Source organism: Streptomyces glaucescens, assembly GCF_002154375.1.
GTDB classification, from domain to species: Bacteria; Actinomycetota; Actinomycetes; order Streptomycetales; family Streptomycetaceae; genus Streptomyces; species Streptomyces glaucescens.
Genome location: NZ_MUND01000177.1, coordinates 1 through 12,303, shown reverse-complemented (window position 1 = coordinate 12,303; position 12,303 = coordinate 1). Strand labels below are relative to the sequence as shown.

The 12,303-nt window shown below is 73.1% G+C and carries 12 protein-coding genes and 1 rRNA gene; 2 read left to right on the top strand and 11 right to left on the bottom strand.

Annotation, left to right across the window (positions count from 1 at the left end):
- Positions 1-123: 123 nt before the first annotated feature.
- The 4 genes from recN to CCN42_RS13270 form a co-directional block, all read right to left on the bottom strand.
- Positions 124-1,869 (bottom strand): DNA repair protein RecN, encoded by a 1,746-nt coding sequence (gene recN / locus CCN42_RS13285; RefSeq protein ID WP_211294693.1) that lies wholly within the window; start codon positions 1,867-1,869, stop codon positions 124-126.
- Between the two features lie 230 nt (positions 1,870-2,099).
- Entirely contained in the window at positions 2,100-3,005 is a 906-nt protein-coding gene (locus CCN42_RS13280) for an NAD kinase (protein ID WP_086171682.1), read from the bottom strand.
- On the bottom strand, positions 3,002-3,817 hold the full coding sequence (locus CCN42_RS13275; RefSeq protein ID WP_086735627.1) for a TlyA family RNA methyltransferase: 816 nt from the start codon (positions 3,815-3,817) through the stop codon (positions 3,002-3,004). Before CCN42_RS13275 ends, CCN42_RS13280 begins: the two co-directional genes overlap by 4 nt.
- A 55-nt stretch (positions 3,818-3,872) precedes the next feature.
- Positions 3,873-4,157, bottom strand: a complete 285-nt coding sequence (locus tag CCN42_RS13270; RefSeq protein ID WP_086735625.1) for a hypothetical protein — start codon at positions 4,155-4,157, stop codon at positions 3,873-3,875.
- Positions 4,158-4,198: 41 nt separating this feature from the next.
- Between CCN42_RS13270 and CCN42_RS13265 the strand changes: the two genes are divergently transcribed.
- The gene (locus CCN42_RS13265) at positions 4,199-4,546 is read left to right on the top strand and encodes a sterol-binding protein (protein ID WP_086735624.1); all 348 of its coding nucleotides are present in this window, start codon (positions 4,199-4,201) and stop codon (positions 4,544-4,546) included.
- Here CCN42_RS13265 and CCN42_RS13260 read toward each other — a convergent pair.
- The 4 genes from CCN42_RS13260 to CCN42_RS13245 form a co-directional block, all read right to left on the bottom strand.
- A complete protein-coding gene (locus CCN42_RS13260) occupies positions 4,530-5,402 on the bottom strand; it encodes an ABC transporter ATP-binding protein (RefSeq protein WP_107427589.1) in 873 nt (290 codons plus the stop codon). The genes CCN42_RS13265 and CCN42_RS13260 overlap by 17 nt on opposite strands.
- A complete protein-coding gene (locus tag CCN42_RS13255) occupies positions 5,399-6,475 on the bottom strand; it encodes a FecCD family ABC transporter permease (RefSeq protein ID WP_086735620.1) in 1,077 nt (358 codons plus the stop codon). Before CCN42_RS13255 ends, CCN42_RS13260 begins: the two co-directional genes overlap by 4 nt.
- Entirely contained in the window at positions 6,472-7,515 is a 1,044-nt protein-coding gene (locus CCN42_RS13250) for a FecCD family ABC transporter permease (protein ID WP_086735619.1), read from the bottom strand. The genes CCN42_RS13255 and CCN42_RS13250 overlap by 4 nt, the downstream gene beginning before the upstream one ends.
- Before the next feature lie 170 nt (positions 7,516-7,685).
- Positions 7,686-8,714 (bottom strand): HAD hydrolase-like protein, encoded by a 1,029-nt coding sequence (locus CCN42_RS13245; RefSeq protein ID WP_086735617.1) that lies wholly within the window; start codon positions 8,712-8,714, stop codon positions 7,686-7,688.
- Between the two features lie 77 nt (positions 8,715-8,791).
- Here CCN42_RS13245 and CCN42_RS13240 point away from each other — a divergent pair, with 77 nt between their 5' ends.
- Entirely contained in the window at positions 8,792-10,084 is a 1,293-nt protein-coding gene (locus CCN42_RS13240) for a DUF1015 domain-containing protein (protein WP_086735615.1), read from the top strand.
- A 58-nt stretch (positions 10,085-10,142) separates the two neighbouring features.
- Here CCN42_RS13240 and CCN42_RS43740 read toward each other — a convergent pair whose 3' ends face one another.
- The 3 genes from CCN42_RS43740 to rrf form a co-directional block, all read right to left on the bottom strand.
- Positions 10,143-10,874, bottom strand: coding sequence for a tetratricopeptide repeat protein (locus tag CCN42_RS43740; RefSeq protein WP_211294694.1), 732 nt, complete (start codon positions 10,872-10,874; stop codon positions 10,143-10,145).
- Positions 10,766-11,938, bottom strand: coding sequence for a hypothetical protein (locus CCN42_RS43735; RefSeq protein WP_211294692.1), 1,173 nt, complete (start codon positions 11,936-11,938; stop codon positions 10,766-10,768). Before CCN42_RS43735 ends, CCN42_RS43740 begins: the two co-directional genes overlap by 109 nt.
- A gap of 146 nt (positions 11,939-12,084) precedes the next feature.
- A 5S ribosomal RNA gene (gene rrf / locus CCN42_RS13230) occupies positions 12,085-12,201 on the bottom strand.
- Positions 12,202-12,303: the final 102 nt, after the last annotated feature.

The following is a 12,303-nucleotide window of genomic DNA, read 5'->3' as shown; positions in this document are numbered from 1 at the left end:
CGGAAGGCGGAGCGGCCCGGAGGGGGCGGAACGGTCCAAAGGGGAGCGGTGGGAACCCGCCGCAGAGCGGCGAAGAACCCACCGCAGAGCGGTGAGAGCCCGGGGGCGGGCCGAGCCGCGCAGCTACCCCGCGTCGACCCGAGCCGCCGCCAGCAGCTCCTCCGCGTGCGCCCGGGCGGTCTCGGAGTCCTCCTGCCCCGCCAGCATCCGGGACAGCTCCCGGATCCGCTCCTCCCCTTCCAGCACCTTCACCCCGGACCGCGTGACCGACCCGTCGTTGGTCTTCTCCACCAGCAACTGCCGGTCGGCGAACGCGGCCACCTGCGGCAGATGCGTCACCACGACGACCTGCGCGGTCTTGGCGAGCCGCGCCAGCCGCCGCCCGATCTCGACCGCGGCCTTGCCGCCGACTCCCGCGTCGACCTCGTCGAAGAGGTACGTCGGCACGGGGTCGGTCCCCGCGAACACGACCTCGACGGCAAGCATCACCCGCGACAGCTCACCGCCGGAGGCGCCCTTGGCGATGGGCCGTGCCGGCGCACCCGGGTGCGGCGCGAGCAGCAGCTCGACCTCGTCGACGCCGGACGGCCCGTACGCCACGGTCCGCCCGCCGACCTCGACGCCCTCGGGGTCCTCGGTCTGGCGGATGGCGAAGGACACGCGCGCGTGGGGCATGGCCAGCGAGGCCAGCTCCGCGGTGACGGCGGCGGCGAACCGTTCGGCGGCCTCGGTCCGCGCGTCGGTGAGCGCCTGCGCGAGCCCGCCGAGTTCGGCGCGCAGCGCGTCCCGTTCGGCGGTCAGCTCCTCGATCCGCGTGTCGTCGCCGTCCAGCTCGGTCAGCCGCGCGGCGCTGCGCTCGGCCCAGGCGAGCACCGCGGCCACGTCCTCGCCGTACTTCCGCGTCAGCGCGTTCAGCGCGGCCCGCCGCTCCTCGACCGCCGTCAGCCGCAGCGGGTCGGCGTCGAGGTCGTCGGCGTACCCGGCCAGTTCCCCGGCCACGTCACCGAGCAGGATGCCGATCTCCCCGATCCGCTCGGCGAGCGCGGCGAGTGCCGGGTCGTGCGACCGTACGGCCTCCAGGGCCCGGTGTGCGCCCGCGACGAGCGTGGAGGCGTCGACACCCTCGGGGTCCTCCGGATTGCCCGCGAGAGCGGCGTGGGCGGCCGCGGCGGCGGATGCCAGCGCTTCGGCGTGGCCGAGCCGCTCGGCCTCCTCGGCCAGCTCGGTGTCCTCTCCGGGGCGGGGTTCGACCGCGGCGATCTCGTCGAGTCCGTAGCGCAGCATGTCGGCTTCCTGAGCCCGCTCACGCGCGCGCGTGGTGATCTCGTCCAGCTCGGCGGCGACGGCCCGCAGCCGCTTGTAGGCCTCGCCGTACTTGGCGAGCGGCACGGCGACCGCGTTCCCGGCGTACCGGTCGAGCGCCTGCCGCTGCCGGGACAGCTTCAGCAGCCCCTGCTGGTCGGTCTGCCCGTGCACGGCCACCAGCTCGTCGGCCAGCTCGGCCAGCAGCCCCACCGGGACGGACCGCCCGCCCAGATGCGCCCGCGACCGCCCCTCGGCGGAAACGGTACGGCTGATCAGCAGCGCCCCGTCGTCCAGCTCGGCCCCGGCCTCCTCGGCCCGTACGGCCACGGAGGCGTCCGCCGACAGCGCGATCCGCCCCTCGACGACCGCCTTCTCGGCACCGATCCGCACCAGCGCCGGGTCCGCCCGCCCACCGAGCAGCAGGCCCAGGCTGGTGACCACCATGGTCTTGCCCGCGCCCGTCTCACCGGTGACAGCGGTGAATCCTGGCGACAGCTCGACAACGGCGTCGTCGATGACTCCGAGCGACCGTATCCGCATCTCCTCCAACACGGACAAGACCATACGAGGTCCGAGTCCGCGAGTGCGACCGCCCCACCCTTGTCACCCGCGTGAGTGGACCCGCCCCAGGGACGCGGGGCCCTGTTCGACACGGGGCTCCGGGGCCGCCCCCGGGCGCGATCGGCCACGACGGCCCCGCACCCGCCGACGGTGGGAACCACCCACCCGGACGGCGGGACGGGGAACCACCCACCCGGACGGCGCGCCCTCGCACGGAGACGCCGAGCGGCCGCCTAGTGCGGCGCCCCGCGCCAGCCCGACACCGGCAGCGCGAACTTGGCCACCAGCCGGTCCGTGAACGAGGCGTGATGCAGCCGGGCCAGCCGCACCGGCACGGCACCCCGCCGGACCTCCACCCGTGCCCCCGGCGGAAGCTCGACGGTCCGCCGCCCGTCGCACCACAGCACGCCCGGCGGGATGTGCGGCAGCACCTCCACCGCGAGCACGGAATCCGGCGAGGTCACCAACGGCTTCGCGAACAGCGCGTGTGCGCTGATCGGCACCATCAGCAGCGCCTCCACCTCGGGCCACACCACGGGCCCGCCCGCGGAGAACGCGTAAGCCGTCGACCCGGTCGGCGTCGACAGCACGATCCCGTCGCAGCCGAACCCGGTCACCGGCCGCCCGTCGATCTCCAGCACGACTTCCAGCAGCTTCTCCGCGCCGGCCTTCTGCACGGCCGCCTCGTTGAGCGCCCAGTCGGTGTGCACGATGTCACCGTTGCTGTGCACGACGACGTCGACCGTCATCCGCTCCTCGACCTCGTACGCCCGGGTCACCACCCGGTCGACGACCTTGTCCAGGTCGTCCCGCTCGGCCTCCGCGAGGAACCCGACGCGCCCCAGGTTGACGCCGAGCATCGGCACCCCGGACGCCCGGGCGAACTCCGCCCCGCGCAGCAGCGTGCCGTCCCCGCCGAGCACGATCAGCAGCTCGCACCCGTCGAGGCACTGCGGAGTCGCCTCCTTGACGAGCACGACCTCGTCGGGCAGCGGCAGGTCGCGGGCCTCGTCCTCCAGGACCCGCACCCCGATCCCGGATCTCAGCAGCCCCTTCACCACGAGCTCGGCGCTGCGAATGGCTGCCGGACGCCCGGTGTGGGCCAGCAGGAAAACAGTACGAGCTCGGTTCGATGTCAACGCGGCCCCTCCGCCACTGCACGGTCAACGTCGGCCGGGTCCAGCTCCGGAGCACCGGCCCGCAGCCACAGAAAGTACTCGACATTCCCGGAAGGACCGGGCAGCGGACTGGCGGTGACACCCTGAACCCCGAGCCCCAGCTCCCACGCCTTCCCGGCAACTGCCCGCACGGCCTCCGCCCGCAGTTCCGGACTCCGTACGACACCCCCGCTGCCCAGTCGCTCCTTCCCCACCTCGAACTGCGGCTTGACCATCATCACGAGATCGGCGTCCGCCCGCGCGCACCGCACCAGCGCGGGCAGCACCAGCCCGAGCGGGATGAAGGAAAGATCCCCCACGACCAGGTCCACCGGCTCCCCGTCGATCGCTTCGAGCGTCAACTCCCGTACGTTCGTACGGTCCTTGACGGTCACGCGTTCATCGCTCTGCAGAGTCCAGGCCAGCTGCCCGTAGCCGACGTCGACGGCGACGACGTGCGCCGCGCCCGCGCGCAGCAGCACATCCGTGAAGCCGCCGGTGGACGCCCCGGCGTCCAGCGCCCGCCGCCCCTCGACGACCAGCCCGTGCGGCACGAAGACCTTCAGCGCCCCGGCGAGCTTGTGCCCGCCCCGGGACACGTACTCGGGGTCGTTGTCGTCGGAGGCGACGACGATGGCCGCCGCGGTCTCCACCTGCGTGGCGGGCTTGGTCGCGACGGTCTTGCCGACGGTGACCCGCCCGGCGGCGATCAGCTGGCTGGCGTGCTCGCGCGAGCGCGCGAGCTTCCGGCGGACCAGCTCCGCGTCGAGACGGCGGCGTGCGACTCCTGCCACGTTCGGTTCAGCTCCTGCGGTCGTACGACAATCGAAAGGTGTGACCCGAAGGGTCTCATTGAGGGGTGGCGGTCGGGTGACGGGTGGGAGCCGGAGGTCCCGGGCGGGCGTCGAGCGCGGTGAGCGCGTCGCGCAGCGCCCCGTGTACATCCTCGTACACCTCGACGTGTCCGTCCGTGGCGAGGTGGTCGGCGTCGGCCAGCCGGCGCAGGGCGGCGTCGACGTCGGCGTTCCCGGTGGGGGTGCGGGGCACGCCGAGCGGGGCGGGGGCGGCGGGGTCGTACGCGGACTCCTCCACCGGCGGCCCCGGCATCACCGCCGCGGGTACTTCGTCGTTCATGCCCCGACGCTACCGCGAAGCCCTGGGGTACCGTCGATCCGATGGCCACGATCGAGGAGTGCCGCAGCGCACTCGACAAGCTCTCGGACAGCATGCAGCACTCCGAGGGGGGCGTCCGCGAGGCGGCGGCCCTGGACCGCTCGGTGAGCTGCCACATCACGGACCTCGACGTCACCTTCGCGGGCCGGATGACGGGCGGCCGGATCGAGGTGCACGAGACCTTCCCGGGCCCGCCCCGCGAGAAGGCGCAGATCCGGCTCGCGCTGACCGGCGACGACCTGGTCGCGCTGGTCGACGGCGAACTGCACTTCGCCCGGGCCTGGGGCTCGGGCCGGGTGCGGCTGGAGGCGGGCCTGACCGATCTGTTCCGGCTCAGGAAGCTGCTGTAGCCGCCACCTTCGCGCTCTGGGCCCGGCCTCCCGCGCGTGCCGTGCGCGCGGCCGGCACCACCAGCGGCGTACCGGTCTCCGGGTCGTCGATGACCTGGCAGCGCAGCCCGAAGACCTGCTCGACCAGCTCGGCGGTGACGATGTCGTTCGGCGCGCCCTGGGCGATCACCTCGCCGCCGCGCAGCGCGATGAGGTGGGTGGCGTACCGGGCGGCGTGGTTGAGGTCGTGCAGCACGGCCACGAGCGTGCGGCCCTGCTCCTCGTGCAGTTCGGCGCAGAGGTCGAGCACGTCGATCTGGTGCTGGATGTCGAGGTAGGTGGTCGGCTCGTCGAGCAGCAGCAGCGGGGTCTGCTGGGCGAGCGCCATCGCGATCCACACCCGCTGGCGCTGGCCGCCGGACAGCTCGTCGACGTACCGGTCGGCCAGCTCGGCCACCCCGGTCTGAGCCATGGACTCCCGGACGACCCGCTCGTCCTCGCTCGACCACTGGCGCAGCAGGCCCTGGTGCGGGTACCGGCCGCGGCCGACCAGGTCGGCGACGGTGATGCCGTCCGGGGCGATCGACGACTGGGGCAGCAGGCCGAGGGTGCGGGCGACCTTCTTCGCGGGCATCGACTGGATGACCTGCCCGTCGAGCAGCACCCGGCCCTGGCTCGGCTTCAGCATCCGTGACAGGGCCCGCAGCAGGGTGGACTTGCCGCACGCGTTGGGGCCGACGATCACGGTGAAGGAGTTGTCGGGGATCTCCACCGAGAGCTGTTCGGCGATGACCCGCTGGTCGTAGGCGAGGGTGACGTTCTCGGCGGACAGGCGGTTCACGGTGCTCCTTCGGTTGTTCGGGGAGGGGGCGCTCATATCCGGCCCGCCCGGCGCTCGCTGACCAGCAGCCACAGCAGGTAGACGCCGCCGACGACGCCGGTGACCACACCCACGGGCAGCTGGTCGGCGCCGAACAGCCGCTGCGAGACCCAGTCGGCGGTGACCAGCAGCGCGGCGCCCATGCACAGCGACGGCAGCAGGTTCGGGCCGGGCGAGCGGGTCAGCCGCCGGGCGAGCTGCGGCGCGGTGAGCGCCACGAAGCTGACCGGGCCGGCGGCGGCGGTGGCGGCCGCGGTGAGCAGGACGGCGGAGACCATCAGCAGCATCCGCACGCGCTCCACGCGCACCCCGAGGGCGTGGGAGATGTCGTCGCCCATCTCCATCATCCGCAGCCCGCGCGCGTTGGCGAGGACGAGCGGGACGAGGACGGCGCACAGCGCCACCAGCGGCCAGACCTGCGCCCAGTCCCGGCCGCTGAGCGAGCCGGTCATCCAGACGAGGGCGCGGGAGGCGTCGACCAGGTCGGCCTTGGTCATCAGATAGCCGTTGACGGCCGTGACGATCGCCGAGATGCCGATACCGACCAGAACCAGCCGATATCCGTGCACGCCTCGCTTCCAGGCGAGCACATAGATGGAGAGACCGGTCACCAGACCGCCCACCAGGGCCCCCATGGTGACCTCGGAGGCGCTGCCGGAGAACAGCACGATCACCACGAGCGCCCCGGCCGTCGCCCCCTGCCCGAGCCCGAGGATGTCCGGACTGCCCAGCGGATTGCGGGAGATGGCCTGGAACAGCGCACCGCCGAGCCCGAGCGAGGCCCCGACCAGCAGGCCGACCAGGACCCGAGGCAGCCGCAGCTCGTTGACGATGAACTGCTGACCGGCGTCGCCGCCGCCCAGCAGGGTCTTCAGCACATCGCCGGCCGCGATCGGGAAGTCGCCGGTGCCGATCAGCAGCACGCTCGCGGCGAGCGCGGCGACCAGCAGCAGCACGACCACCGTGGCGGCCCGGACATCCACCCGCACGGACAGCCCGCCCGGGGTGCGCAGGGCGCGGGCCGTCCCCCGCGCCGCGCTCTTCCCTGCGCTCTTCTCTGCGCTCTTCACAGCTGGGCCGTCCTCCGCCGTCGTACGAGAAAGATGAAGACCGGGCCGCCGAGGAGCGCGGTGACGATGCCGACCTGGAGCTCCGCGGGCCGGGCCACGACCCGGCCGATGACATCGGCGCCGAGCAGCAGCACCGGCGACAGAACGGTCGCGTACGGCAGGATCCAGCGCAGGTCCGGGCCGGTGAAGGAACGCACGACATGCGGCACCATCAGCCCGACGAACACGATCGGCCCGCAGGCGGCGGTCGCCGCCCCGCACAGCACGGTCGCGGCGAGCATGGCCAGCGCCCGGGTGCGGTTCAGGTTGGCGCCCAGGGCCTTGGCGGTGTCGTCCCCCATGGCCATGGCGTTCAGCGGCCGGGCCAGGGACAGCGCGAGCGCCATGCCGACCGCCATGAACGGCAGCACCTGGACGATGGTCTCGTCGGTCGCCGAGGTCAGCGACCCCACGGTCCAGAACCGCATCCGGCCCAGCGCGGCCTCGTCGAGGATCATCACGGCCTGGAGGTAGCCGTAGAGCGCGGCGCTGATGGCGGTGCCGGCCAGCGCGAGCCGCACCGGCGTGGCACCCCGGCTGCCACCGAGGAACCAGACCAGCGCGCCCACCGCGGCGGCCCCGCAGAACGCGAACCACACATAGCCGCTCAGGCTGGTGACACCGAGAAACGTGATGGCGGTGACGACGGCGGCGGAGGCACCCGCGTTGATGCCGAGCAGCCCGGGGTCGGCCAGCGGATTGCGGGTCAGCGCCTGGAGCACGGCACCGGCGAGGCCGAGCGCCGCTCCGGCGAGCAGACCCAGCAGAGTCCTGGACAACCGGTCCGCGACGACCGTGTCCCCGTATGTCCCCGAAGCCTCGAACAGGCCGTGCCAGACCTGCTCCAGGGACAGCCCGCGGGCACCGATCGCGATGCTCGCCAGCGCGACGATCACCAGGATCCCCACGGAGACGAGCAGCCCGACGGCCCGTATCGCCCGGCGGTTCGGGGGCGCGGGAGCGGTCGCCGCGCGCGGTTCGGGAGGACTTTCAACCAACACGCAGTTAGGTTAGCCTACCCTGCCAACCAATCAAGATCCCCAACTGGCACTCGTGCGGGCGCAGCCGCGGGCAGCCGTGCCGCCGGGGCGGCACGGGTGGACGCAGCGGCACCCGGCAAGGGGCGGGCAAGCGCCCCACACCCACCCACGAACCCGGGCGCCCACCAGGCTCACAATTCCAGCCGCGCCAGCGCCTTCCCGCCATCCAGCTCGCACACACCGTCCCCGGCCACGGTCCAGGCGGCAGCACACAACGCCCGCAACCCGTCCAGCACCGCACCGTCACCGGTCAGCTCCAGACGCTCGCCTCCCGCCGTGGCCGTCCACCCCCCGCAGCGGAACCCGTCCCCGGCCTCGACGACCTCCGGCTGCCCCGTCAGCAGCCCCCGCAGATCCGCGTCCACATACGTCGGCCGATGCCGAGGCTCCGCGGCCAGCAGCTGCGCCCCGTCCGTCACCCCGGTCAGCACCAGCAGCGAGTCGACACCCCCGTTGAACGCCCCCTCGATGTCCGTGTCCAGCCGGTCCCCCACCACCAGCGGCCGCTCGGCCCCGGTCCGCAGGATCGTCTCGCGATGCATCGGCGGCAACGGCTTGCCCGCCACCCGCGGCTCGGCACCGGTCGCGATCCGCACCACCTCCACCGCGGCCCCGTTCCCCGGCGCGATCCCCCGCGCACCGGGGATCGTCAGGTCGGTGTTGGACGCGAACCAGGGCACACCGCGCGCGATGGCGTAGCACGCCTCGGCGAACCGCCCCCACGGCAACTCCGGGCCCCCGTACCCCTGCACCACCGCCACCGGCTCGTCCTCCGCCGACTCCACCGGAACGAGCCCCCGCTCGCGCAGCGCCACCCGCAGCCCTTCCCCGCCGACCACGAGCACCCGCGCCCCCGCCGGCACCTGCTCGGCGATCAGCCGCGCCACGGCCTGCGCGGAGGTGATGACGTCGGACGCCTCCGCGGGTATCCCCAGCTCCGTCAGGTGCGCGGCCACCGCGTCCGGCGTGCGCAGCGCGTTGTTGGTGACGTACGCCAGGTGCATCCCGCCGTCCCGTGCCGTCGCCAGCGAGTCGACCGCGTACGCGATCGCGTTCCCGCCGGTGTACACCACACCGTCCAGGTCGAGCAGCGCCGTGTCGTACGCCTCGCTCAGCACCCGCCCACTGCCCGCGGGCCTCGTCCTGACGCCCTGGCTCATCGCACACCGCTCCTCGTCCACGTCCGGTCTCTTTCCCCGATCATCCCCCATGCCACTGACACACGTACGATGCCGGGATGAACACAGCAGGTCACTCGGAAGCAACGATGCGCCGAGGCCTGGAACTCACCCCGTTCCGAGGCCTGCGCTACGACCCCGACCGGGTCGGCAGCCTGGCAGCCGTGACATCACCGCCGTACGACGTCGTGGTCCGCCCCGACGGCCTGCACCACCTGGAGGCCGCCGACCCGCACAACATCGTCCGGCTCATACTTCCCCAGGCGGCCACCCCCGCCGAGCGCAACGAGCAGGCCGCCGACACCCTGCGCCGCTGGCTCGCCGACGGCGTCCTGACCGCCGACCCCGAGCCCGGCCTCTACGTCTACGAGCAGCAGGACGGCGCCGGCCTCCTGCAACGCGGCATCATCGGCGCCCTGCGCGTCTCGGAACCGTCGGAATCCGTCGTCCTGCCCCACGAGGACGTCATGCCGCACGTCGTCGCCGACCGCGCGGCCCTGATGCGCGCCACCGAGGCGAACCTCGAACCCCTCCTGCTGACCTACCGCGGCAACGGCTCGACGGCCGACACCACCGCCGTCATCGAGCGCATAGCCGGCCTGCCCCCGCTGCTGGCCACCACCACGGAGGACGGCTACCACCACCGCCTGTGGTCCGTGACCGCCCCCGCCGACGTGGCCGCGATCCAGACCGACCTCGGCCGCCACCAGGCACTCATCGCGGACGGCCACCACCGCTGGGCGACCTACCGGCGGCTCCGCGCCGAGCACACCTCCCCCAGCCCCTGGGACTACGGTCTGGTCCTGCTCGTCGACACCGCCCGCTATCCCCTGCGCGTCCGCGCCATCCACCGTCTCCTGCACGGCCTGCCCGTCGCCGACGCCCTCGCCGCCCTCGACGGCCTGTTCCGCGTACGCCACCTCGACGCCCCCCTCGCCGAGGCGCTGACCGCTCTCGGCGACGCCGCCCGGGACGGCAACGCCTACCTCCTCGCCGGCGACGGCGGCTACCACCTCGTCGACCGCCCGGACCCGGCCCTGCTGGCCCGCACCGTCCCCGCCGGCCGGCCCGAGGCCTGGCGTTCCCTGGACGCCACCGTCCTGCACGCCACCCTCCTCGACCACGTCTGGCGCATCCCCGAGGACTCCCCGACCCACATCGCCTACATCCACGACGCCGCCGCCACGGTGGCCAAGGCGGAACGCGACGCCGGTACGGCCGTCCTCATGCACCCGGTCCGCGAGGAAGTCGTCCGCGACCTCGCCCGCCAGGGTGTCACCATGCCCCGCAAGTCCACCTCCTTCGGCCCCAAACCGGCCTCGGGCCTGGTCCTGCGCGCCCTGGACATCTGAACGGCGCACACGAAAAAGGGGCGGGACCACGTCGGTCCCGCCCCTCTCGTTCTGCGCGTCAGTCGCGAGCGCCGTCCTCGCCCTGGCCCGGCTCACGATCCGCGGCGTCCTCGTCGAGCGCGTCGACGAACTCCACCCCGTCCAGCTCGGCAAGCCGGTCCGACGCGTCCGTGCTGCCGTCCCGGTCCGCCTCCACGGCCTTCGCGAACCACTCCCGCGCCTCACGCTCACGGCCGGCCGCGAGCAGCGCGTCCGCGTAGGCGTACCGCAGCCGCGCGGTCCACGGCTGTACGGCGCTGGAGGCCAGCTCCGGGCTCTGCAACGTCACGATGGCCGCGTCCAGCTGCCCCATGTCACGCCGGGCACCGGCCGCGACGAGCCGCATCTCCACCTGCCCGGCCTTGTCCAGCTTGTGCACCTCGGGCGCACCCGCCATGTCCAGGGCCTTCTCCGGCCGCCCGAGTCCGCGCTCGCAGTCCGCCATCAGCGGCCACAGCTCCACGGTCCCGGTCATCCGCCGCGCCGCCCGGAACTCGGCCAGCGCCTCGGCGTACTTCTGGTTGGCGTACGCCGCGAACCCGGCCGCCTCCCGCACCGCCGCGACCCGCGACGCCAGCCGCAGCGCGACCTTGGAGTAGCCGTACGCCCCCTCCGGGTCCTCGTCGATCAGCCGCGCGACCATCACCAGGTTCTTGGCGACGTCCTCGGCGAGCGTCTTGGGCAGGCTCTGCAGCTCCTGCCGCACGTCCTTGTCGATCTCGTCGCCCGTGACGTCCTCGGGGATCGGCAGCCGCTTGATCGGCTCGCGGTCCCGGTCACGGTCCCGCTCCTCACGGAACCGCCCACCGCCGCCGCGCCGGTCGTCGCCACCCCGGCCGCGGAACCCACCGCCGCCGGGCCGCCCGCCCCGGTCGTCCCGACGCGGCCCACGGCTCCCACGGTCGTCCCGCCCCCGGAACCCGCCGCGATCCCCACGGCTGTCATCCCGCCGGAACCCACCACGGTCACCGTCACGGCGGTCGTCCCGTCGGTCATCGCGCCGGTCGTCCCGACGGACCCCACCATCGCGGTCGTCACGGCGGTCGTCTCGGCGAACATCGCGCCGGTCATCCCGCCGGAAGCCGCCACGGTCGCCCCGGTCGTCGCGCCGGTCATCCCGCCGGAAGCCCCCACGGTCTCCGCGATCGTCCCGCCGGTCGTCACGGCGGTCGTCCCGGCGGTCGTCCCGGCGGTCGTCCCGGCGGAAGCCCCCACGGTCGCCCCGGTCATCGCGCCTGTCATCGCGTCGGTCGTCCCGACGGAACCCACCATCGCGGTCATCGCGCCGGCCGTAACCGCCGCCCCGGTTGTCGTCCCGCCGGAAACCACCACGGTCACCGTCACGCCGGTCGTCCCGACGGCCATAGCCGCCACCACGGTTGTCATCACGCCGGAAACCGGGCCGGTCACCCCGGTCGCCACGCTCATCCCGTCGGTCATCGCGCCGGTCGTCCCGACGGAAGCCACGGTCACGGTCGTCTCCCCGGAACCCACGGTCCCGGTCGTCGCGACGCGGCCCACGGTCGCGGTCGTCACCACGCCTGTCGTCACGCCGGTCGTCACGGCGGTCATCGCGGCGGTCATCACGGCGGTCATCGCGCCGGGGGTAGCCGCCACTGCGGTTGTCGTCCCGACGGAACCCACCGCGGTCGCCGCGGTCACCCCGCTCGCCTCGGTCATCCCGTCGGTAGCCACCACGGTCACCGCCGTCGCGACGACCATAACCGCCCCGATCACGGTCGCGGTCGTTACGGTCGCGCTCGTTACGCTCGCCGCCGCGACGGAAGCCGCCACGGTCGCCGCGATCCCCACCATCCCTGCGCCGCTGGTCGCGCTCCGGACGGTCGTCGGGAGAGTTGGTGGACATCGGTGACTCCTGTCTTCGGTACCGCAAGCATTGTAAAAACAAAAGGACCCCTGGTCCCAGCTGAACGCTGGTGACCAGGGGTCCTCCAAAGATTGTTCGGCGGCGTCCTACTCTCCCACAGGGTCCCCCCTGCAGTACCATCGGCGCTGTGAGGCTTAGCTTCCGGGTTCGGAATGTAACCGGGCGTTTCCCTCACGCTATGACCACCGAAACCCTAATGGTTTCGAGCGAACAAGCACACTTTTCTGTTATGCGTTCTGCTCAAACCGGCAACGGTCGTTGCCTCAGAACTAACACAGTGGACGCGAGCAAC